Genomic DNA, 22,130 nt, shown 5'->3' with positions numbered 1-22,130 from the left:
TTACCGGAGAACCCATGTCACTACAGAATTTAACGCGCTTTCCTCGCCTGGAGTTTATCGGCGCGCCGACGCCGCTGGAGTACCTGCCGCGATTTTCTGATTATTTAGGGCGCGATATTTTTATTAAGCGTGATGACGTGACGCCGATGGCGATGGGGGGCAATAAGCTGCGTAAGCTGGAGTTTCTGGCGGCGGACGCCCTGCGCGAAGGCGCGGATACGCTCATCACTGCCGGGGCTATCCAGTCCAACCACGTTCGTCAGACGGCGGCAGTGGCGGCAAAGCTCGGACTCCATTGCGTGGCATTGCTGGAAAACCCGATTGGCACGCGGGCAGAAAACTATCTCACCAACGGTAACCGTCTGCTGCTGGACCTGTTTAATGTACAGGTCGAAATGGTGGAGGCGTTGACCGACCCGACCGCCCAGCTTGATGAGCTGGCGACGCGTCTGGAAGCGCAGGGTTTCCGCCCCTACGTTATCCCTGTTGGCGGTTCGAATGCGCTTGGCGCGCTGGGGTATGTGGAAAGTGCGCTGGAAATTGCCCAACAGTGCGAGGGCGCGGTGGGCCTCTCCTCCGTGGTTGTCGCGTCCGGCAGTGCAGGCACGCATGCCGGGCTGGCGGTAGGGCTGGAGCAACTGCTGCCGGACGTCGAGCTGATTGGCGTGACGGTGTCCCGCAGCGTCGCGGATCAGAAGCCGAAAGTGGTGACTTTACAGCAGGCGGTCGCCGCGCAGCTGGAGCTGAAGGCAAAGGCCGATATTCTGCTCTGGGATGACTATTTTGCGCCGGGTTACGGCACGCCGAACGAAGAGGGCATGGAAGCGGTGAAACTGCTGGCCCGCCTCGAGGGGATACTGCTCGATCCGGTGTATACCGGCAAAGCGATGGCCGGACTGATTGATGGCATTGCGCAGAAACGCTTTAAGGATGAAGGGCCGATTTTATTTGTCCATACAGGTGGGGCGCCTGCGCTGTTTGCCTACCATCCTCATGTCTAAAAGTCAGGTCGAAAAATAATAATGCAAGAAAGTATTCAACTGGTTATTGATTCTATGCCGTATCTGCTGAAAGGTGCGGTATTTACGTTGCAGCTCAGTATCGGCGGGATGTTCTTCGGGCTGGTACTGGGATTTGTGCTGGCCTTAATGCGCATGTCACCCATCCTGCCGGTGCGCTGGCTGGCGCGTTTTTATATCTCCGTCTTTCGCGGTACGCCGCTTATCGCCCAGCTCTTTATGATCTACTACGGCTTACCGCAGTTTGGTATCGAGCTGGATCCGATTCCCGCAGCGATGATTGGTCTGTCGCTCAATACTGCGGCGTATACCTCTGAAACCCTGCGTGCGGCCATCTCCTCCATTGACAAAGGCCAGTGGGAAGCGGCGGCCAGTATCGGGATGACGCCATGGCAGACGCTTCGCCGGGCCATTCTGCCGCAGGCGGCGCGCGTGGCGCTTCCACCGCTGAGCAACAGCTTCATCAGTCTGGTGAAAGATACTTCCCTGGCGGCAACGATTCAGGTACCGGAGCTGTTCCGTCAGGCACAGCTCATCACCTCCCGTACGCTTGAAGTTTTTACCATGTATCTGGCTGCCTCGCTGATTTACTGGGTGATGGCGACGGTGCTGTCTGCCCTGCAAAACTATTTCGAAAACCAGCTTAATCGCCAGGAGCGTGATCCAAAATGAGTGCTATCGACGTCAAAAACCTGGTGAAAAAATTCCACGGTCAAACGGTGCTCCACGGGATCGATCTTGAAGTCGAGCAGGGCGAAGTGGTGGCAATCATTGGGCCGAGCGGCTCAGGGAAAACCACGCTGCTGCGCAGCATTAACCTGCTTGAACAGCCGGAAGGCGGTACCATTCGGGTCGGGGAGATAACGATTGATACCGGGAAATCTATCAGCCAGCAGAAAGGGTTGATTCGCCGTCTGCGCCAGCATGTCGGCTTCGTTTTCCAGAACTTCAACCTCTTCCCGCACCGTACGGTGCTGGAGAACATTATTGAAGGGCCGGTTATCGTTAAAGGTGAGCCTAAAGAGGAAGCGACGGCGCGCGCTCGCGAGCTGCTGGCCAAAGTCGGGCTGGCGGGGAAAGAGACCAGCTATCCGCGGCGTCTGTCGGGAGGGCAACAGCAGCGCGTGGCGATAGCGCGCGCGCTGGCGATGCGCCCGGACGTGATCCTGTTTGATGAACCGACTTCAGCGCTCGATCCGGAACTGGTGGGTGAGGTGCTGAACACCATTCGCCAGCTGGCGCAGGAAAAACGGACCATGGTGATCGTGACGCATGAGATGAGCTTTGCCCGCGATGTTGCTGACAGAGCCATCTTCATGGATCAGGGGCGGATTGTGGAGCAGGGGCCGGCGAAAAGCTTATTCGCCAACCCTCAACAGCCGCGAACCCGTCAGTTCCTTGAAAAATTCCTTATGCAATAGCATTTTTGCACGCATTTGCTCCAGAAAATTACCCTGGAGCAAATTATTCTCCCTCTTTGTGAAGGCCTCTGTTTTTTTATTCCATCCGGCTCGGGTAAACCTTATCGATAGTAAAGTTAATTGTGCTATTGCCGATATTTTGTGGTTAGAAAAAAGTTTTCTGTGTTAGCTTATATTCACCATAATAATGATTATCTGTTCAGAGGCTTCATTTAGTAAGTATGAAGGATTTAGACTTTTTCACCTGGCGACGGGATTGCTCCCTCCGGTTTCAGGAGTTGACCTGTGCCGCCGAGGTATATCAGGAGCTGGAGCGACAAACTCAGGCGCTGGAATTCGATTATTACGCGCTCTGCGTGCGCCATCCCGTGCCATTTACCCGCCCTAAGATCTCCCTGCAAACCACTTACCCCAAGCTGTGGATGGCGCAATATCAATCCGCGAACTATTTCGCGATCGATCCGGTTTTAAAAGCGGAGAATTTCATTCAGGGGCATCTCCCCTGGACAGACGCATTATTCGCTGAGGCGCAGGAATTATGGCATTGCGCCCAGGACCACGGTTTACGCGCGGGAATAACGCAGTGCCTGATGCTGCCAAATCATGCGCTCGGCTTCCTCTCTGTTTCTCGTACTCGTGTACAGGAAGGACCATTAGCCCATGAGGAAATAGAACTGCGGTTGCAAATGCTGGTGCAAATGGCCTTAACCTCTCTGATGCGTTTTGACCATGAGATGGTCATGCCGCCCGAAATGAAATTCAGCAAGCGCGAACGTGAAATTCTGAAATGGACTGCGGAAGGGAAGACGTCAGCGGAAATAGCGATCATTCTCTCGATCTCAGAGAATACCGTTAACTTCCATCAGAAGAATATGCAGAAGAAATTTAACGCGCCCAATAAGACCCAGATCGCATGCTATGCGGCGGCAACGGGACTGATCTGACTCCGTAAAACGTTCTGCGTGACAGACGAGCGAACGGCTGAATGCACTGCATCCAGCCGTTTTTTGTTACTGGCGGTACGCTTGCTTGATTTGCTTAACGGTGTTAGCAAATACCGCTGATTCAGCCTGGTCTTCCATCTCCGCGATTTGTTTTTCCATTTTAATGATCACACGACCGGCATCAGCCTGGCCCATCGCCTGCAGCATCAGCGTCAGCAGTGCTTTCAGGCAGTTTACTTCCTGTGCCAGTTCCTGGTTATTCTCCGCAGTGGCAAATTCAGGTGTGCTCATTTATTTTCCTCATTATTAAACGGCGCTAAAGCGCGACGACGAAAGTCAAGGCGGCGGAGTATACCACAAGCTGAAGCAAAAAATGCAGCGGTTGTTTTTCGTACTTTTACGTGGATGTTTAATTGCGTAAACAGAACGTACCGGTAAACTGAAGCGCTGTTACAGGCTATTAATTGCTTATGCCCGGCTCGCTTGCCGTTAATTATTGTTACAAAAATTTGAGATCTGTTTTTTTTGCAGGGAAAGCCTGCAAGTTTTTTGTAACTTTTTGAATACAGATGATTAAAAAAAGCCGCAAGAGCCCTAAAAACACGGCCTCTCTTTCCACCGCCTGTACAGGCTAATTTCCAAAAACGAGAGCAAAATCGAATAGCCGGTTTTTTAACGTTTTAATCTTGTCAGGAAAACCGTTAATATAAACCAAATTATCACTCAGTAGCGTTATCCCTATTCTGGAGACATTTCCTTTGATCAACGTCCTTCTTGTTGATGACCACGAACTGGTGCGCGCAGGGATACGACGCATTCTTGAAGATATTAAAGGTATTAAAGTTGCCGGTGAGGCATGCTGTGGTGAAGATGCGGTAAAATGGTGCCGTACTAACTCCGCCGATGTGGTGCTGATGGATATGAACATGCCCGGTATCGGTGGTCTTGAGGCAACACGCAAAATCGCGCGTACCTTTGTAGACACCAAAGTCATCATGCTGACAGTGCATACCGAAAATCCACTGCCCGCGAAAGTGATGCAGGCGGGGGCAGCGGGTTACCTGAGTAAAGGTGCTGCACCGCAGGAAGTCGTCAATGCAATCCGTTCCGTGTTTGCCGGACAGCGTTACATTGCATCCGACATCGCTCAGCAGATGGCGCTGAGTCAGATTGAGCCCGAGAAAACTGAATCACCGTTTGCCAGTTTGTCCGAGCGTGAATTGCAGATTATGCTGATGATCACCAAAGGTCAGAAGGTGAATGAGATCTCGGAACAGCTGAATCTCAGCCCGAAAACGGTAAACAGCTATCGTTATCGGATGTTCAGTAAACTGAACATTCATGGTGACGTCGAACTGACGCATCTGGCCATCCGACATGGTTTGTGTAATGCGGAGACGTTGTTAAGTCAGTGAGTGATGTGTTCGATTCAAAAGCATTTCTGAAAACCGTAACCAGCCAGCCTGGCGTCTATCGCATGTATGACGCTGGCGGTACGGTTATCTATGTGGGGAAGGCTAAAGATCTTAAAAAACGTCTCTCCAGCTATTTTCGCAGCAATCTGGCCTCCCGTAAGACCGAAGCGCTGGTCTCACTCATTCAGAATATTGATGTTACCGTCACGCATACAGAGACAGAAGCGCTGCTGCTTGAGCACAACTATATTAAGCTCTACCAGCCGCGCTATAACGTCCTGTTGCGGGATGATAAATCCTACCCGTTTATCTTTCTGAGCGGCGACACCCATCCGCGCCTCGCCATGCATCGCGGGGCAAAACATGCGAAGGGTGAATATTTCGGGCCGTTCCCTAACGGTTATGCCGTACGTGAAACGCTGGCGCTGCTGCAAAAAATCTTCCCGATCCGCCAGTGTGAAAACAGCGTTTACCGTAACCGCTCGCGCCCGTGCCTGCAGTACCAGATTGGCCGCTGCCTGGGACCGTGCGTGGCTGGACTGGTGAGTGAAGAAGAGTATGCGCAGCAGGTGGATTATGTGCGCCTGTTCTTAGCCGGAAAAGACGATCAGGTCTTAACGCAGCTGATCGCGCGGATGGAAAAAGCCAGCGCTGCTCTGGAGTTCGAAGAGGCAGCGCGTATCCGCGACCAGATTCAGGCGGTGCGCAGAGTCACAGAGAAACAGTTTGTCTCGAATGCCGGTGACGATCTTGATGTCATCGGCGTCGCCTTTGACGCCGGGATGGCCTGCGTGCACGTTCTTTTCATTCGACAGGGCAAAGTGCTCGGCAGCCGCAGCTATTTTCCGAAGGTCCCTGGCGGTACCGAGCTGGGTGAAGTGGTGGAAACCTTTGTCGGCCAGTTCTATCTGCAGGGGAGCCAGATGCGCACGTTGCCTTCTGAGATCCTGCTCGATTTTAATCTTGATGATAAAACCCTGCTGGCCGATTCGCTCTCTGAACTGGCGGGCCGCCGGGTGAATGTTCAAACCAAACCGCGCGGCGATCGTGCGCGTTATCTCAAGCTGGCGCGAACCAACGCGGCGACGGCACTCACCACTAAGCTGTCGCAGCAGTCGACGGTGCACCAGCGTTTAACGGCCCTGGCGGCGCTGCTGAAGCTTCCGGAAGTGAAGCGGATGGAGTGTTTCGACATCAGTCATACGATGGGGGAACAGACGGTAGCGTCCTGCGTGGTGTTTGATGCTAACGGCCCGCTGCGCGCCGAGTATCGCCGCTATAACATCACCGGCATCACGCCGGGTGATGACTATGCGGCGATGAATCAGGTGCTGCGCCGTCGCTATGGTAAAGCCATAGAGGAGAGCAAAATCCCGGATGTGATCCTGATTGACGGCGGGAAAGGGCAGCTCGGCCAGGCGAAAGCAGTATTTGAGTCGCTTGATGTCAGCTGGGATAAAAACCATCCGCTGCTGCTGGGTGTCGCAAAAGGGGTCGATCGTAAGGCCGGGCTGGAGACATTGTTCTTCGAGCCGGAAGGTGAGGGCTTCAGTCTGCCACCGGACTCCCCGGCGCTGCACGTCATCCAGCATATTCGCGATGAATCGCACGATCACGCCATCAGCGGTCACCGCAAAAAACGGGCGAAGGTGAAAAACACCAGTTCACTGGAGACGATCGAAGGCGTGGGGCCAAAACGTCGTCAGATGCTGCTGAAGTATATGGGCGGATTGCAAGGATTACTCAACGCCAGCATGGAGGAAATTGCAAAAGTGCCGGGTATTTCGCAAGGGCTGGCAGAAAAGATCTACTACTCGTTGAAACATTGAGGGCTCTGTAGCAACATAGAGCTAAATTTTACTGACAACAAATAGTTACCGTCACTATGCAATATAATATCCCTACGTTGCTCACTCTTTTTCGTGTTGTACTCATCCCGTTCTTTGTGCTGGCGTTTTACCTGCCGGTTGTCTGGGCACCTTTTGCCTGCGCATTGCTCTTCCTGATCGCAGCGGTAACAGACTGGTTTGATGGCTATCTGGCGCGCCGCTGGAATCAAAGCACCCGTTTCGGTGCCTTCCTCGATCCGGTGGCGGACAAAGTGATGGTCGCTATCGCCATGGTGCTGGTGGCCGAGCACTATCATACCTGGTGGGTAACGCTGCCTGCGGCAACCATGATCGGCCGTGAGATCATCATTTCTGCACTGCGCGAGTGGATGGCGGAGCTGGGGAAACGCAGCAGCGTAGCGGTCTCGTGGATTGGTAAAGTCAAAACGACGGCGCAGATGGCGGCGCTGGTCTGGATGCTCTGGCGTCCGAACGCCTGGGTTGAGTGGGCGGGGATTGGCCTCCTGTGGGTCGCGGCAGTGCTGACCCTGTGGTCTATGCTGCAATATTTGAACGCTGCGCGCGGGGATTTGCTTGATCAGTGATCGTTTCGCCGTAAATTTCAGCAAACGATCCGGGGATGTAAAAAATAACGTTGACTCATAACGTCATATCAGTAGAATGCAACGCATCGAACGGCGGCACAGTCAGCCGGACGATAATGAAATCAAGTGGTTAGACAGTTACTTGATGACATGCGGGAATAGCTCAGTTGGTAGAGCACGACCTTGCCAAGGTCGGGGTCGCGAGTTCGAGTCTCGTTTCCCGCTCCAAATTAAAGACATGCGCAGTTGCGGGTGTCAGCTTTAAAGATTTAACGGCGCGTTAGCAAAGCGGTTATGTAGCGGATTGCAAATCCGTCTAGTCCGGTTCGACTCCGGAACGCGCCTCCACTTTCTTCCCTGGCCGGATGGTGGAATCGGTAGACACAAGGGATTTAAAATCCCTCGGCGTTCGCGCTGTGTGGGTTCAAGTCCCACTCCGGCTACCATGGGAAAAGTAGAATAAAATCAATGATAAGCAGTGTCGTGTAAACCACCGAAAGGTGGTTTTTTATTGTCTTTTTTTCACCATTCATCTTCGACACAAGAAGAGGGCATTACTGCCCCGCGAGCATCAACCAAACACGCACCACGCGATAAGCTACCAGCTGATTTCATCCCATCCGATGCTTTTCCGTCATCTCATTATGGTAGGAAGCAGTTAACCCTGACCCTCCAACGCCAGGCGCACCAATCGGTGGGCTTTTGATGGAGTATGAGCAATTGAGGTCTTCAACGTTCGTCAAAAACCTTGAGTATCGCAATTCGGTATATAAAGTAACCAAGGACAATGAGAGCACCAGACGCTGCACCCCAGATAAAACGGGATTCGTCTTTTGAAAATGAAAAGAAATAAATACAGGACAATAGGCCCGCAGAAGCAATTCCCATTCCCAACCCGCGCAAAATTCGGGATGCTATTAACTTGATAATGTCCTGAGTGTTCATAACCCACCAAAAAAGTATTTACATACTTCGTTAAATTCATGCTTGTCTACATCTGCTACGCTGCATGCGTCAAGAAAAGGTTTCAATTTTTCTTCAACAAGAAAATACAGAAGATCCAAATCCCCCATACTCTTAAGTCGGTAGTAGAGTACAGGGTTCTGGTTTTCAAGCTTTCTAGCCGTATAGATAGCTCTCGATGTTTCTGCGCCAATCGTGAGAGCGCTTCCGATGACCACGCCAGGGGCGAACGAGGTCATAATGCGTGACGATACGGCAGCATCTAGTTTTACTCCGGTTAGCTCCGCGAATATGAATTTACCAACCATTACGCCGGTAAAATTTTGTGCAATCCCCTGAATATTATCCATGTTAACTTTTGACATGAACTCTCTGATAACAGCGTTAACTATTTTTTGAGTTTCCTGAGTAACCGATATTCCTCGTTTGAACATGTTCGCCATCCTCACACGACCATCAAAATTAGCATGGCGATGAGCCGTGTCTATGAAGTCATAACCGAGGTAATACATGCTAATCGGAAAATAGAGCATTCCCTGCGCTACAGAAACCTGGAAGCCGGAATCGCCAGCATCCAGACTCTTCAGCCAGGATTTCGCGCTGTCCATTTCTAACCTTCCTTATAGTTTTAAAATCCCTCGGCGTTTGCGCTGCGTGGGTTCAAGTCCCACTCCGGCTACCATGGGAAACAAAGAATAATCAAAGCAATAAGCAGTGTCGTGAAACCACCGAAAGGTGGTTTTTTTGTGCCTCTGGCTTAGCGCGAAGTGATCGTATCTCATCATCATCACGATCGTGCTGTGCCCGAGAATTTGCTGCCATACCAGAACGTTAAGCCTAACTCTCTAATATCAAGCCCGGAAAGCAGGGTGATTTTCAGCAAACCTGCAACCAATCTTAAACAAACATTTCACTCGCCAGACACAGGTTGCCGCCGCTGATAAACTGGTTGGTATCCACCCTGGAGAGCGGAAGGTTATTGTCATGCAATATGAAGAACAGCAGCTTATCAACGGCCTTTTCGAGCGTCTGAAACAGGCCGGACAACAAAACAGCCAGCGGGACGCAGATGCAGAGCGTCAGATCGCTGAATTCGTCAGGCAGCAGCCTGCGGCCCCCTACTATATGGCGCAATCGATTTTGATTCAGGAAGCGGCCCTGAAACGCCTGCAGGCCCGCGTTCAGGAGCTTGAAAGCGAATTAGCCGCGCAAAAAAGCAAACCCTCGACGGGCGGCAGTTTCCTCGGCGGCCTGTTTGGTGGTGGGAAAAGTAACCCGCAGCCTGACAACAGCTGGAATGCCCAGCCGCAACAGCCACCGGCGCAGGATTACTCACGGGCGCCAGCGCCGGCTACTCGCGGCGGCGGTTTTATGGCTGGCGCGCTCCAGACAGCCGCTGGCGTGGCCGGTGGCATCGCGCTGGCCGAGATGCTTACCAGCATGTTCCATCAGTCGCGGCCGGAAGAGATCGTGAACATTATCGAAGAACCGACAATGCCTGTCGGTGGTGAACCGTTTGTCGGTAATCAATACGGCGATGTTAATAACGTCTCTGACACCCGTTTCCTCAACCAGAACGATCCGTTCGGCAATAATAACGACACCTGGCAGAACGACGATGTAGATGACGATTACAGCAATGACGACGATAGTTTTATTTAACGACGTTATCGTGAAACCACAGAAATGAAGTGAACCCCGAAAGTTGGGTATTCAACTTTCGGGGTTTTGCGTTCTGAGTCAAAAAAGCCTTCGAGGCGACGCATGGAGGCTCATAAATCACATTCGTTTTACTACTTTCCTTACTAACAAACCTGTAAGAATTGCCGGAAGCAATCCAAACAAAGAGGCGATATCGACTAACGTATCCTCCATTCTTCTATCCCGTATGTGCCGAAATGATCCTTCACTGCATAAGCCCATTCGGCAGGTATCACATCACACCCCCGCCCAAATACGCCTTCCTCACCTCCTGATTCCCCAGCAGCTCCTCACCGCTGCCGCTCAGCCGGATCTGCCCGTTCACCATCACATACCCCCGGTCAGATAGCTTCAACGCATGGTGCGCATTCTGCTCCACCAGAAAGATGGTCATGCCGCTGCGGGCCAGCTCACGCAGCGTCTGGAAGATCTGTTTAACCACAATCGGAGCTAAGCCCAGGCTCGGTTCATCCAGCAGCAGCAGCTTCGGACGGCTCATCAGCGCCCGGGCGATCGCCAGCATCTGCTGTTCCCCGCCGGACATGGTCATCGCGCGCTGTTTACGCCGCTCTTTAAGACGAGGGAAAAGGTCAAACATGGTTTGCATATCTTCAGCGGCAAACTGGCTGCCGATGGGAATGGTCCCCATCAGCAGGTTCTCTTCAACGGTCATATCCGGGAATATTCGTCTGCCTTCCGGCGCCTGCGCAATGCCGCCGGACGCGACGTAGTGGGTGGACTTATGGCTGATATCTTCACCACCGAAAAGGATCTGTCCGTTGCGGATACGAGGCTGACCAAAGATGGACATCAGCAATGTCGATTTACCCGCGCCGTTTGCGCCAATCAGCGCCACGGTTTCACCCTTATTCACCTCGAGGGAGACCTGCTTCAGCGCCTGAATGACGCCGTAAAACACATCCACCTCGCGAAATGCCAGCAGCGGTTCGCTCATAGGGAGACCTCGCTTTCGTCCGTGCCCAGATAGGCGGCAATGACCTTTTCGTCATGCTGGATCTGCTCGGGTTTTCCTCTGGCAATCACATCGCCGTGGTCGAGTACGATAATGTCGTCCGAAATCTCCATCACCATCCCCATATCATGCTCAATCAGTAATACCGTGATGTCATGGTGATCCCGCAGAAAGCGAATAATGCTGCTCAGCTTATGCGTTTCAACCGGGTTCAGCCCTGCGGCGGGTTCATCCAGACAGATCATTTCTGGCCCGGTGCACATTGCCCGCGCAATTTCCAGACGCCGCTGCTGGCCGTACGACATCTCTCCCGCCAGGCGATTGGCGCACTCCACCAGATCCACCACTTCCAGCCAGTAGAAGGCTCTGTCCAGGGCGTCGCTTTCCGCCCGCCGGTAGGACGGCGTGTTCAGGATCCCGGCGAGCAGATTGCGGTTCACCCGCATATGCTGCGCGACCAGCAGGTTTTCCACGACCGACATCTCGCGAAAAAGACGAATATTTTGAAACGTGCGCGCCAGCCCGGCTCGGTTGACCAGGTGGGTTCCGCCAAACATTTTGTAGAACAGCCGTTGCCCGAACTGCGCGGGGTTAATCCAGTCACCCGGCTGGAATTTTTGTCCAAGGACCTGAATCACGTTGGTCGTTTTATTGCGGGTGTTAAACAAAATGTTGCCGCCGGAGGCTCTGTAGAAGCCCGTCAGGCAGTTAAACACGGTTGTTTTTCCCGCCCCGTTTGGCCCAATCAGGGCGGTAATGGAGCCGCGCTGCACGTCCAGGTTGACATCGTTTAGCGCCTTAATCCCACCAAAGTGCATCATAAGATGCTCAACGCGTAATATCGTTTCGTTCATGGTGCGACGCCCTTACGCACGGCAAACCCGCTGCGGTTAATGCGGATCAAACCGCGTGGACGCCAGATCATCATCACCACCATCAGCATGCCAAACAGCAGGACGCGATACTCGGCAAAACTGCGCAGCAGTTCCGGCGTGACCGTGAGCACAAAGGCGGCCAGCACCACACCCAGCGTCGAGCCCATACCGCCCAGTACCACAATGGCGAGGATCAGTGCCGATTCAAAGAAGGTAAAGGAAGTTGGATTCACGAACCCCTGATAGGTGGCGAAGAACACCCCGGCAATGCCCGCGGTCGACGCGCCCAGCGTAAAGGCGGAAAGCTTAACCAGAACATGATTTAACCCCATTGAGCGGCAGGCAATTTCGTCTTCACGCAGGGCTTCCCACGCACGACCAATCGGCATCCGCGTCAGGCGGTGCTTGATATAGAGCACCAGCATCACCACCAGGAACAGTACCGCGTAGATAAAAATAAACTTCATGTTCGGGTTGTAGGTCAGGTGGAAAAATTCGTGGAAGGGCACGCCGCCTTCTTTCGCGCGTCGTCCAAATTCCAGACCGAAAAAGGTGGGGGGAGGGGCCGACACGCCGTTGGGTCCGCCGGTGAAGGTCAGCCAGTTGTTCAGTATCAGGCGAATAATCTCCCCGAACCCGAGGGTGACGATGGCCAGATAGTCACCGTGCATGCGCAGTACCGGGAAACCGAGCAGGGCGCCTGCGGCGGCGGCCATGATTGCCGCCAGCGGCAGCATACTCCAGAAGCCTAAGCCGAGATACTGGTACCCCAGCGCCAGACCGTACGCCCCAATCGCGTAGAACGCGACATATCCCAGATCCAGCAGACCGGCCAGGCCCACGACGATGTTCAGCCCCAGACCGAGAAGCACGTAGATCAGCCCGAGAATGGCGACGGTCAGCACATATTTAGTGGCGACAAACGGAAAGCAAATCGCAAGGGTAATCACCAGAGGAATAATCCAGCGCATGCGGCTTTTGTATTCCGGCGGCCGGACATATACGCCCGCGCTGTCGGCCTCGAAGCGCGCCTGGAAACGGGCCCCCGGGGCGGTACCTAAAAAGGCGCTCAACAGAAAGCGTCCGAGCATGACGATGCCAACCATCCAGGTCAGTCGCTGTCCGGCGAAGTTAAAGCTATACCCGTCGAGCACCACGCCCGCGATGGGGCCGAAGATAATCAGCGCAATCAGCCCGGAAAAAATCGCGTCCAGAATGCAGCGTTTAAGTGAAAAACCGTGTGATGTCATCATTCTCTCCCTCACACTTTGGCCACAATCGGGCGTCCAAGCAGGCCCTGAGGACGGAAAATAAGGATCATGACCAGCAGGCCGAACGAGAAGACGTCTTTATAGTCCGAGTTCACCATGCCCGAGAACTGCGCTTCCGCCACGCCCAGGATAAGGCCACCGAGCATCGCGCCGGGAAGGGAGCCGATGCCGCCGAGTACTGCTGCAGTAAAGGCTTTAATGCCGATCACGAACCCGACGTAGAAATCAAAGGTGCCGTAATTCATGGTGATCAACACCCCCGCCAGACCGGCCATCGCCGCGCCGATGACAAAGACCAGCGAAATAATCCGGTCGGTGTTAATGCCCAGAATGGAGGCCATCTTACGATCCTGCTGCACCGCGCGACACATCCGGCCCAGCCTGGTACGGTTGATTATCCAGGTGAGCACCAGCATGCCGGCAAACGAGGCAACCAGAATAAACACTTTGGTGTAGGTTATCTGCACGAACCCTTCGCCCAGATGCAGGCGAATGACGCCGTCCAGCATAGTTGGCACCCCCTGCTGGCGCGGGCCCTGGCTCAGCTGTGCGTAGTTTTGCAGGATAAGCGACATCCCGATGGCGGAGATCAGCGGCGCCAGGCGCGTGGAGTTGCGCAGCGGCTTGTAGGCGATACGCTCGATAGTCCAGCCGTACACCCCGGTGACCACAATGGTGAACACCAGCGTGCCGAGGATCAGCAGCGGGAAGGACTGCAGGCCGAAGAACGAGAGCAGCGCCAGGCCAATGGCGCAAAGATAGGCGGAAATCATATACACTTCGCCGTGGGCGAAATTGATCATCCCGATAATGCCGTACACCATGGTGTAGCCGATGGCGATCAGGCCGTAGACGGAACCCAGCGTTAAGCCATTGATTAACTGTTGCAGGAAGAATGTACTCATCTTAGCGCGCTCGTTTTATAGGCTGCGCGATCCGCGCAGCCTGATGTTTATTACGCGCCGACGGGCAGGCCCGCCGACGTTGAGCGTGACTCCGTCCCGTTACTGCACTTCCTTATATTTCCCTTTGTCGTCCCACTGGTAAACCACGTAGTCAGACACTTTCAGATCGCCTTTGCTGTCCCAGGCTTTTTTGCCCATCACCGTGTCGACGGAATTGGCCTTCAGCCACTCGCTGGCTTTGGCCGAGTCCTTGCCGCCGGTGGCCTTGAAGGCCGCGGCAATGGCCTGTACGGAGGCATAGGAGTAGAGGGTGTAACCTTCCGGCTCGAATTTACCGGCGCGGAATTTCTCGATAACCGCTTTGCCGTCCGGGATCAGGCGCGGGTCTTTACCAAAGGTCATGTAAATGCCATTGGTATACTGCGGGCCGCCCGCGGCGGTCACCATCTCCTCGTTGACGATGCAGTCCCCGGAGAAGAATTTTGCCTGTACGCCCTGCTCACGCATCTGGCGAACCAGCGGACCGGCTTCCGGGTGACAGCCACCGAAGAACACGACGTCCGGTTTTTGCGCGCCGATCTTGGTGACCAGCGCGTTAAAGTCTTTTTCACCGCGGGATAACCCCTCGTACATCACATCCTGAACCCCGCGTTTCGCCAGTGCCGCTTTGGTGGCGTCAGCCAGACCCTGACCATAGGTGTCTTTGTCGTGAATGATCACCACACGTTTGGCTTTCAGCTTGTCGATGATGAAGTCGCTGGCAACCTGACCCTGCTGGTCGTCGCGGCCGCACATGCGGAACATATCGCTAATGCCGCGTTCGGTGATCAGCGGGTTAGTTGAGCCGGGGGTAATCGCAATAATACCTGCGTCGCTATACACCTCGGATGCGGGCATGGTGGAAGAGGAGCAGAAATGGCCGACCACGGCGTTGACTTTATCCTGGTCAACTAAACGGTTGGCGACGGCCACGGCCTGCTTGGGCTCGCAGGCATCATCTCCCTGAACCAGTTTGATTTTCTCACCGTTAATGCCGCCTGCGGCATTAATGTCTTCAGCGGCCTGCGTAGCGCCGTGCCAGTACTGATCGCCATAGGTGGCGTTCGGACCCGTGAACGGCCCGGCCACGCCAATCACAATATCTGCCCGGGCGGAAAACGCCGTCACCAGGCAACCGGCCAACACAAGAGAAAGAGGAGTTCTGATAAATTTCAGCGACATTATTATGTTCCTTAGCAAAGAGGTTTTTGCACCACGGCGTAAACCCGAACGCCCGACGGCGCAGCCAATCCGAAACACGAGCAAGAACAAAATGCACTAAACGAACAAGATACAGACGGCATCCTGCATATTACGGCGAGATTTCCCTGCGCAGGGGCGCGCGAAGAACGTTAAGCAAAAACGTTGCCAGAATGGTTAACCCATTGACGAGCATGCGACATGTTTGAGTATAGAGCGCCGCGTTATGCCGCCTTGCGGGAGGAGAAGAAATTACAGCGGAGATCACATATCGTTAACAATAAAGCCCATAAGTTGTGCAAAGGTCACGGTTTGCACGTTTTTGCAGCAATAAAGACCTAAACTTCAGCCCGGAGAGGGGTGAGATATGTGTTAGGATCGTTTCCTTTTTTGCAGGAGTATCAGCGATGACTGAAGGCCCATTGAATGAAAGCGAAATGGCGTGGCTTGAAGAGACGTTAATGTCTTACGGTCATGATGACGCGTCCGTAATTGACGTGTCCGAACTGGACGGCATGCTTACCGCAGTGCTTTCCGGTCCTGTTGTCGTTGAGCCAGATGCCTGGCTGGTGGCGGTTTGGGGTGGCGAGAAGTACATTCCGCGCTGGAAAAACGATCGTGAGATGAACCGTTTTATCGATCTCTGCTTTAAGCATATGAACGATATTGCCGAGCGCCTGAGCGAGTACCCGGATCAGTTTGAACCGATGTTTGGCTATAACGACGTTGACGGTGAGAGTTATACCGTGGTGGAAGAGTGGTGCTACGGCTACATGCGCGGCGTGGCGCTGACGGACTGGTCTGCCTTGCCGGAAGCCCTGAAGGCCGATCTTGAAGTGATTGCGCTGCACGGAACGGAAGAGAACAGCGACAAGCTGGATGAACTGTCCGAAGAGGAGTACATCGCCAGCATCGAGAGCATCCAGCCTGCGGCACTGCGTTTATATCAATACTGGGTAAACAACCCGCAGCAGCCGGAAGCGAAGAAGCCGATTGTGAACGGCACAAAGGTCGGGCGTAACGATCCGTGTCCTTGCGGCAGCGGGAAGAAGTTTAAGAGCTGCTGTTTGCACTGATAAAAAAGGGGCTGATGACAGCCCCTTTTTTATTTAACCCACTTCCGGCAGCATCCCGGCTGCAATCAACACCTGCACCAGAATAATCACCACCCCGCAGCCAAACACAACGCACAGCAGCGGTTTTCCGCCCGCCACGCGATACCCTTGCTGAGGATGCTGCTGACGGCTTTTCCATGCCAGCAGGGAAGGGAGGAGGAGGGCAAGGATCGAGAGCGCTACCCCTGCGTACCCCAGCGCCATCACAAATCCGCGCGGATAAAACAGCGCGAACGCCAGCGGCGGCAGGAAGGTAATTGCGCCCGTCTGTAACCGTCCGGCCGCGGTATTGCGGCGCTGGAACAGGTCGGCCAGATAATCAAACAGGCCGAGCGCCACGCCCAGGAACGAAGTTGCCAGCGCCAGGTCGGCAAACAGGTGTACCGCCAGCTCCACGTGTGGGGAGGTGACGACCTCGCGCAGTGCCAGCAGAAAACCGTTCAGGCCAGCGTGTTGCGCCATCAGCCCAATAAAGGTTGAAGAGTCAATGCTGCCCAGCGTCACCAGCTGCCAGAAAATATAGGCAATCAGCGGGATCGCGCTGCCGATAACAAAGACGCGGCGCAGTTTTCGGATATCGCCGTTCATATAGCTGACGATGCTCGGCACGCTGCCGTGGAAGCCAAACGAGGTGAAAATGACCGGGATCGCGGAGAGCGCCAGCCCTTTTTCCAGCGGCAGCGTCAGCAGGTTAACCTTGTGCACGTGCGGCGCCAGCAGCACCAGCATGACAATCAGGAAGAGAATTTTAGCGCTGAACAGAAAACGGTTAAACAGATCGACCAGCGATGTGCCCACGCAGACCACGCCGCCGCCGATGAGCGCAAAGAAGATGGCGCCCGTCGCAGGGGTAATGTCAGAGCCAAACCAGTCGTTGACGCTGGAGGCGATGAGCTCACCGGCACCGCTGATATAGGCGGCGGTCAGGGCGTACATCAGGAACATCATGCTAAAGCCGGTTATCCACTGGCCGTAGCGTCCGAGATAGCGCGCCGCAAGCGAACCCAGACCGGTGTCGGCGGGTACGTGCTGGTAAACCTCAAGCAGCAACAGTGCGGTGTAACACATCAGCGCCCAGAGCGTTCCCAGCAGCAGCAGGGTCATGCCAAATCCCACGCCCGCGGCTGCCAGGGGCATTGCCAGCATTCCTGCGCCAATTGTCGTTCCGGCGACGATAAAAATACTTCCCAGAGTTCTGTTTTTCACGCTTTCCTCTACAACGCTTCTTAACCGCGACAAAATCTGCGGCGCAGAGTAAGGGAAAAGCCGTTACTCGTCAAATCACCGTTACAAGTGGTGTAAAAAATTTTTTACGTATTAATGACCCAGGCCTGTGCCTACCTCATAAGGGCAATACTGCTGCGCGACATTCCGGCGTAACGTAAACAATAAATACAAATTATCAAATTAAGTGAGGGTCTTATGGCAGGGGAGAATCCCTTTACCGCGGCATGGAGCCGGGGAGGTAACCTGTTGTGCCATGGTCACTGGATAATCAGCTGGCAGAATCAGCCCCTGAACCTTCCCGAGTCCCGTCGCGAAAAGGATATGGGCACCTGGGCAATCTATTCGGTTATTGATCCTGAAGATGAAACCTTTGCACAAGGCTTACAGGAAGATGAGTGGATCATCGAGAATGTCGACTGGTTAACGGATCTGTTTTTCGAGGTGGGTATTCCGCTGGAGACGTCCAGCTACCGCTATTTTTACCAGGCCGTGAATCCCCATGACTGGCGTTGCACCAGCTGTGCGGGGTGTATGTAAATTAACGCGGTGCCGGAAACCGGCACCGCGCTGAAATTAATTCTGCGTATCAAGAGTGGAGAGTTCTTTATCGATAAAGTAAAGACCTTCGCCGGATTTCCCGACCAGAGATAATTTATCCAGCACGGATTTAAACAGCTTCTCTTCTTCGTGTTGCTCAGCGACGTACCACTGCAGGAAATTAAAGGTTGGATAATCCTGGCTGGTCATCGCGGCATGAACCAGTTCGTTAATTTTCTGCGTGATAAGCTGCTCGTGCTCGTAGGTGGCGCGGAACAGTTCATCAAGAGAATTATACTCAGCGAACGGTGATGCCACGGTTTCAATGCGCGGCAGGCTGCCCGTATCTGTCAGATAATCAAACAGACGCTGCATGTGGGTCATCTCTTCCTGAGCGTGACGACGCAGAAACGCGGCAGCGCCCTCGAAACTGTGGTAGCTGCACCAGGCGCTCATCTGCTGGTAGAGCAGGGATGAAAAAAGCTCAAGGTTCATTTGTGCGTTGAGCTTGTCGATCATTTCAGTTTTCAGCATGGTGACGCTCCGGATTATTATTTCTGGTTCACAATGAGCGACACTATAATTTGTTATTTAATTATTTGCAAAACGTAAAATCTTTATTTTATTTATTTAAAATACGAATGGGAATAAAACGCATTGGCGATTTTTATAACTTATTAATGAGAATTATTTTTGTTCGTAATGAAATAAACTGCCAGCATGCGCTGGCAGCTTCGATTAATACCACGGATTAGTTGACTTAGGATTAACGGCGTAACCCATACATTTATACTGGATGGTCACGCTCTCGTTCAGGCACAAAGAGCCGCTGGTCAGAGTGCAGGTTTTAATGGGCTGACCATAGGCTGAGGCAGTGGCATAACCCATGCTCTGACACGCTTTTGCCGCCGTGCCGTTATTCACATACTCATCGGAATACGCATTTTGCAGCGCAGCCTGGCCGTAGTCGAGGCGGACGATGCCGTTCGGCGCGTCGAGGCTGCTGACTTCAGCCTGGCGGTTAATGGTACATCCCGCGAGCAGCAGGATTGTACCGGCTACAATGACTCTTTTCATGATTCGCTCTGAGTGGATGGAAATACGTTATCGTACCCGCAGATGCCCGCTGCAATGGCTGGAATAGCCGGACAATCTGCCCTCACTCTTCGCAACGGGTCGCGGTGAGCGCTTTCAGGCCATGCCCTGATATAAATGTGATGCGCATCACAAAAGTGTTGATTTTTGTGATGGTGGTCATATTATAGGCACGTTGATAATAAAGTTGTATAACAAGTTAATGGAGCATCATCGTGAAACTGCGCAAAATCCTGAAAAGTATGTGGGCCAATTACTGCCGCACCTTCAAAGACGTGCCGCCGGGCGCCATGTTCTGATAAAAAAACCTGCTTCGGCGGGTTTTTTTATACCTGCAGGCGATGAAGGGAGGATGCCAGGGGTGTGTTTTGCTACTATGGCGGCCTTTAAATAAGGAGAAAACCCCATGTCACAAAACCTGAGCGCCGATCAGGAACTGGTCTCTGACGTTGTCGCCTGTCAGCTGGTTATCAAACAAATCCTTGATGTTCTTGACGTGATTGCGCCGGTTGAAGTGCGCGAGAAGATGTCTACGCAGCTGAAAAACATCGATTTCGCCAGCCATCCCGCTGCCGCCGATCCGGTTACGCTTCGTGCGATCCAGAAAGCCATCGCGCTGATTGAACTGCGATTCACGCCGCAGGGTGAATCCCACTAAAACCGGGAAATGGGCGACGGCATGTGTCGCCCCTTGATACTGTCAGAAGAACGTCTGGACCAGCAGGTAGCTCGCCGCGCACGCGCAGCTTACCCCAATCAGCCCAGGCAGAATAAAGCTGTGGTTGATGATAAATTTGCCGATGCGGGTGGTGCCTGAACGGTCAAAGCCGATGCAGGCCAAATCACTTGGGTAGGTCGGCAGGACGAAATAGCCGTATGACGCAGGGAAAAAGGCGATCAGCATTTTCGGGTCGATGCCGAGCATGAGGCCCATAGGCGCAACGGCCGTCAGCGCAGCCGCCTGGCTGTTCACCAGTTTTGACACCAGAAACAGCACAATAGCATACGTCCACGGGTGGCTTTTCACGACGCCTTCCAGCGCCAGCTTTAACTCGTCGAGATGCGCCTGGAAAAAGGTATCGCTCATCCACGCCACGCCGAACACCGAGAAGATCGCGACCATACCGGCCTTAAACACCGCGCCGTTGGAAATCGCCGACGCGTTGACCTTACAGGCCATTAGCATCACGGCCCCTGCAATTAACATCATCATCTGAATAACAAGGTTCATCGACAGCGCCGTCATTTTGCCTTTCAGCTCAAAGGCGGGGCGCAGCTCAGGGAACGCACCCAGCAAAACGACCACGGCAATACCGGCAAAGAAAATCCACGTGGACCAGTAGGCCTGTTTAGGGAAACGCTGATTCATTAACGTCTCCGTTCCACCGTAGATAAACTCGCGCTGCTTAGGATCTTTCAGCTTTTCCTGAAACTCCATGTCATCCGCCAAATCTTTTCCGCGGCGTAAACTCCACAGGGCAGCAATAGCTACGCCGAAAAGTGAAGCGGGAACCGACACGGCGAGAATTTCCAGGATCCCCCACGCGTGGCCGATACCATGCTGGGCCGCCAGGATAGACACCAGCGACACCACGGCAACGGACACGGGGGAGGCGGTAATCGCCATCTGCGACGCGACCGATGCCACGGCCATGGGGCGCTCGGGGCGGATCCCTTTTTTCAGGGCGATATCCGCAATGATGGGGAACATGGTATAGACCACATGCCCGGTGCCGCACAGAAAGGTCAGCATCCAGGTGGTGAATGGGGCGAGCAGGGTGATGTGCTGTGGGTGTTTGCGCAGCAGACGTTCAGCAAACTGCATCATGACGTTGAGGCCACCCGCAGTCTGCAGCGTAGCGGCACAACCAATCACCGCGAGGATGGTCAGCATAACGTCTACCGGCGGCTTACCCGGTTGCAGACCAAAGACAAAACATAAAATAAAAAGACCAATACCGCTAATTAACCCGAGCCCCATACCGCCGAAACGCGTACCCGTCAGCAGGCAGAGGAGAATGACAACAAACTCAATGGTGATCATGATGCTCCCTCGTCAATGATTATGTAACTAAATAAATCATCACACGTTGTGTGGTTAATCATTGGGAGCCAGATCTGATTTGTTAAATTTCAGCAAAAGCAGAAGGTTGGAGACGTGAAGGGAGCCTGCTCCTCCGAATGGGAGCAGGCCAAAAAACTCAGTGGTGCTGCACCGCCACGATGTCGAGCAGATGACGGTCGGTTTGCTCAGGACATAAACCTGCCTGCTGCGCATTATGGATCTCATCCGCCAGCGTCTTCAGCAGCAGGCCATCCTGCTGCTGCTCTTTATCCATATCGCGTAAGAAGCTGAGCGTCGTAATGTCCTGCTGCGCTCTGGCTTCATCGGCCAGTTTGTTGAGGGTGCTGCAGCGTTGTTCATACTCTTCAAGCGTCTTCTGAAACAGTTCTTCCAGGCAAGAGTAATTTTCATTGATCCCATCAAGGGCTTTAACGACAGGATTTGCCCCTGCGGCTTTCAGGAAGTTAAAGACACGCATCATATGGGTGACGTTACTTTGCGCCTGAGAGCGAAAGAAGGTGGCAGATCCCGTGAGGCTATTCTCGGCACACCACGCACTTAAGTGAAGGTGCAGATTCGAGGCGTAGAACTCAAGGTTCATCTGCGCGTTAAGTTTTTGCATCATCGTTTGGGTAGCCATACTCATATCCTTATTGACTGTGGGACGTGATGTCCGTTGCTTAACCTGAGCGTCAGGCAAATATGAAGAAAAGAGCAGAAATACACATTCTGCCGTGACCGAAGTCGACCGAAATTCACTTCCTGTGTTCGATATAAATAAGCATACCTTTGTCTTTGGTCTAAGAAAACTCTTAATTGGGCTGTATTTACCATACATTACAAAGTTTAATATAGTACAGAAATGCAATCAGCTTGCCATGAATTGAATATGGTTTAATGCTCTAATAATTAACAATTTTTATTGCAGTGA

24 protein-coding genes, 3 tRNA genes and 1 pseudogene are annotated in these 22,130 nt (G+C 53.3%); 15 read left to right on the top strand and 13 right to left on the bottom strand.

Annotation, left to right across the window (positions count from 1 at the left end; genetic code table 11):
- Positions 1-14 precede the first annotated feature (14 nt).
- From dcyD to sdiA, 4 genes are all read left to right on the top strand, one after another.
- Positions 15-1,001: a D-cysteine desulfhydrase gene (gene dcyD, locus OTG14_RS10355; RefSeq protein WP_024909770.1), complete on the top strand. Its 987-nt coding sequence runs from the start codon at positions 15-17 to the stop codon at positions 999-1,001.
- A 21-nt stretch (positions 1,002-1,022) separates the two neighbouring features.
- On the top strand, positions 1,023-1,691 hold the full coding sequence (gene tcyL, locus OTG14_RS10350; RefSeq protein ID WP_063439354.1) for a cystine ABC transporter permease: 669 nt from the start codon (positions 1,023-1,025) through the stop codon (positions 1,689-1,691).
- Entirely contained in the window at positions 1,688-2,440 is a 753-nt protein-coding gene (gene tcyN / locus OTG14_RS10345) for an L-cystine ABC transporter ATP-binding protein TcyN (protein ID WP_008500343.1), read from the top strand. The genes tcyL and tcyN overlap by 4 nt, the downstream gene beginning before the upstream one ends.
- 221 nt (positions 2,441-2,661) lie before the next feature.
- Positions 2,662-3,384, top strand: a complete 723-nt coding sequence (gene sdiA / locus OTG14_RS10340; protein WP_157189388.1) for a quorum-sensing transcriptional regulator SdiA — start codon at positions 2,662-2,664, stop codon at positions 3,382-3,384.
- A 66-nt stretch (positions 3,385-3,450) separates the two neighbouring features.
- Here the strand turns inward: sdiA and OTG14_RS10335 are convergent, their stop codons facing one another.
- Positions 3,451-3,675 carry a DUF2594 family protein gene (locus tag OTG14_RS10335; RefSeq protein ID WP_008500345.1) on the bottom strand — a complete coding sequence of 75 codons (225 nt, stop codon included), beginning with the start codon at positions 3,673-3,675 and terminating at the stop codon, positions 3,451-3,453.
- Between the two features lie 25 nt (positions 3,676-3,700).
- Positions 3,701-3,769: pseudogene (locus OTG14_RS23825) on the bottom strand (hypothetical protein); the annotation flags it as partial.
- Between the two features lie 373 nt (positions 3,770-4,142).
- Between OTG14_RS23825 and uvrY the strand changes: the two are divergent.
- The 6 genes from uvrY (at position 4,143) to OTG14_RS10305 (ending at position 7,679) form a co-directional block, all read left to right on the top strand.
- Entirely contained in the window at positions 4,143-4,799 is a 657-nt protein-coding gene (uvrY, locus tag OTG14_RS10330) for a UvrY/SirA/GacA family response regulator transcription factor (protein WP_013096026.1), read from the top strand.
- Positions 4,796-6,628, top strand: coding sequence for an excinuclease ABC subunit UvrC (gene uvrC, locus OTG14_RS10325; protein ID WP_267215026.1), 1,833 nt, complete (start codon positions 4,796-4,798; stop codon positions 6,626-6,628). Before uvrY ends, uvrC begins: the two co-directional genes overlap by 4 nt.
- Before the next feature lie 56 nt (positions 6,629-6,684).
- Positions 6,685-7,233, top strand: coding sequence for a CDP-diacylglycerol--glycerol-3-phosphate 3-phosphatidyltransferase (gene pgsA, locus OTG14_RS10320; protein WP_023336158.1), 549 nt, complete (start codon positions 6,685-6,687; stop codon positions 7,231-7,233).
- A gap of 152 nt (positions 7,234-7,385) precedes the next feature.
- Positions 7,386-7,461, top strand: a tRNA-Gly gene (locus OTG14_RS10315).
- A gap of 46 nt (positions 7,462-7,507) precedes the next feature.
- Positions 7,508-7,581: transfer RNA gene (locus OTG14_RS10310), tRNA-Cys, on the top strand.
- A gap of 11 nt (positions 7,582-7,592) precedes the next feature.
- Positions 7,593-7,679 (top strand) — tRNA-Leu (locus tag OTG14_RS10305).
- A 495-nt stretch (positions 7,680-8,174) separates the two neighbouring features.
- Here OTG14_RS10305 and OTG14_RS10300 read toward each other — a convergent pair.
- Entirely contained in the window at positions 8,175-8,804 is a 630-nt protein-coding gene (locus OTG14_RS10300; RefSeq protein ID WP_267215025.1) for a hypothetical protein, read from the bottom strand.
- Between the two features lie 376 nt (positions 8,805-9,180).
- On the opposite strand from OTG14_RS10300, the gene OTG14_RS10295 reads away from it, so the two are divergent.
- On the top strand, positions 9,181-9,858 hold the full coding sequence (locus OTG14_RS10295) for a DUF2076 domain-containing protein (protein WP_267215024.1): 678 nt from the start codon (positions 9,181-9,183) through the stop codon (positions 9,856-9,858).
- A gap of 271 nt (positions 9,859-10,129) precedes the next feature.
- On the opposite strand, the gene OTG14_RS10290 is transcribed toward OTG14_RS10295, so the two are convergent.
- The 5 genes from OTG14_RS10290 to OTG14_RS10270 form a co-directional block, all read right to left on the bottom strand.
- The gene (locus OTG14_RS10290) at positions 10,130-10,852 is read right to left on the bottom strand and encodes an ABC transporter ATP-binding protein (RefSeq protein WP_267215023.1); all 723 of its coding nucleotides are present in this window, start codon (positions 10,850-10,852) and stop codon (positions 10,130-10,132) included.
- Positions 10,849-11,724: an ABC transporter ATP-binding protein gene (locus OTG14_RS10285; RefSeq protein ID WP_267215022.1), complete on the bottom strand. Its 876-nt coding sequence runs from the start codon at positions 11,722-11,724 to the stop codon at positions 10,849-10,851. The genes OTG14_RS10290 and OTG14_RS10285 overlap by 4 nt, the downstream gene beginning before the upstream one ends.
- Positions 11,721-12,995, bottom strand: coding sequence for a high-affinity branched-chain amino acid ABC transporter permease LivM (gene livM, locus OTG14_RS10280; protein WP_248272698.1), 1,275 nt, complete (start codon positions 12,993-12,995; stop codon positions 11,721-11,723). Before livM ends, OTG14_RS10285 begins: the two co-directional genes overlap by 4 nt.
- Before the next feature lie 11 nt (positions 12,996-13,006).
- The gene (locus OTG14_RS10275) at positions 13,007-13,921 is read right to left on the bottom strand and encodes an ABC transporter permease subunit (protein WP_032646250.1); all 915 of its coding nucleotides are present in this window, start codon (positions 13,919-13,921) and stop codon (positions 13,007-13,009) included.
- 99 nt (positions 13,922-14,020) lie between these two features.
- A complete protein-coding gene (locus OTG14_RS10270; RefSeq protein ID WP_248272615.1) occupies positions 14,021-15,142 on the bottom strand; it encodes a branched-chain amino acid ABC transporter substrate-binding protein in 1,122 nt (373 codons plus the stop codon).
- 425 nt (positions 15,143-15,567) lie between these two features.
- Between OTG14_RS10270 and OTG14_RS10265 the strand changes: the two genes are divergently transcribed.
- Positions 15,568-16,236, top strand: coding sequence for a YecA/YgfB family protein (locus OTG14_RS10265; RefSeq protein WP_024909782.1), 669 nt, complete (start codon positions 15,568-15,570; stop codon positions 16,234-16,236).
- A gap of 33 nt (positions 16,237-16,269) precedes the next feature.
- Here OTG14_RS10265 and tyrP read toward each other — a convergent pair whose 3' ends face one another.
- Positions 16,270-17,481 (bottom strand): tyrosine transporter TyrP, encoded by a 1,212-nt coding sequence (tyrP, locus tag OTG14_RS10260; protein WP_024909783.1) that lies wholly within the window; start codon positions 17,479-17,481, stop codon positions 16,270-16,272.
- Positions 17,482-17,697: 216 nt separating this feature from the next.
- Between tyrP and OTG14_RS10255 the strand changes: the two genes are divergently transcribed.
- Positions 17,698-18,039, top strand: a complete 342-nt coding sequence (locus OTG14_RS10255; protein WP_032646247.1) for a hypothetical protein — start codon at positions 17,698-17,700, stop codon at positions 18,037-18,039.
- Positions 18,040-18,075: 36 nt separating this feature from the next.
- Here OTG14_RS10255 and ftnA read toward each other — a convergent pair whose 3' ends face one another.
- Positions 18,076-18,573 (bottom strand): non-heme ferritin, encoded by a 498-nt coding sequence (gene ftnA, locus OTG14_RS10250; protein WP_014884366.1) that lies wholly within the window; start codon positions 18,571-18,573, stop codon positions 18,076-18,078.
- 204 nt (positions 18,574-18,777) lie between these two features.
- Positions 18,778-19,116: a YecR family lipoprotein gene (gene yecR / locus OTG14_RS10245; RefSeq protein ID WP_024909785.1), complete on the bottom strand. Its 339-nt coding sequence runs from the start codon at positions 19,114-19,116 to the stop codon at positions 18,778-18,780.
- Between the two features lie 233 nt (positions 19,117-19,349).
- On the opposite strand from yecR, the gene azuC reads away from it, so the two are divergent.
- Together azuC and OTG14_RS10235 are read left to right on the top strand one after the other, a co-directional pair.
- Positions 19,350-19,433, top strand: coding sequence for a stress response protein AzuC (gene azuC / locus OTG14_RS10240; RefSeq protein ID WP_014884364.1), 84 nt, complete (start codon positions 19,350-19,352; stop codon positions 19,431-19,433).
- A 107-nt stretch (positions 19,434-19,540) separates the two neighbouring features.
- Positions 19,541-19,792 (top strand): DUF2766 family protein, encoded by a 252-nt coding sequence (locus OTG14_RS10235; protein ID WP_008500405.1) that lies wholly within the window; start codon positions 19,541-19,543, stop codon positions 19,790-19,792.
- Positions 19,793-19,834: 42 nt separating this feature from the next.
- On the opposite strand, the gene OTG14_RS10230 is transcribed toward OTG14_RS10235, so the two are convergent.
- Positions 19,835-21,178: an anaerobic C4-dicarboxylate transporter gene (locus OTG14_RS10230; RefSeq protein WP_008500406.1), complete on the bottom strand. Its 1,344-nt coding sequence runs from the start codon at positions 21,176-21,178 to the stop codon at positions 19,835-19,837.
- 157 nt (positions 21,179-21,335) lie between these two features.
- Positions 21,336-21,839: a non-heme ferritin-like protein gene (locus OTG14_RS10225; protein WP_061714860.1), complete on the bottom strand. Its 504-nt coding sequence runs from the start codon at positions 21,837-21,839 to the stop codon at positions 21,336-21,338.
- Positions 21,840-22,130 lie beyond the last annotated feature (291 nt).

Source organism: Enterobacter pseudoroggenkampii (assembly GCF_026420145.1).
GTDB lineage: Bacteria > Pseudomonadota > Gammaproteobacteria > Enterobacterales > Enterobacteriaceae > Enterobacter > Enterobacter pseudoroggenkampii.
The sequence above is the reverse complement of the archived record's forward strand: the minus strand, read 5'-3'. Positions and strand labels throughout refer to the sequence as shown.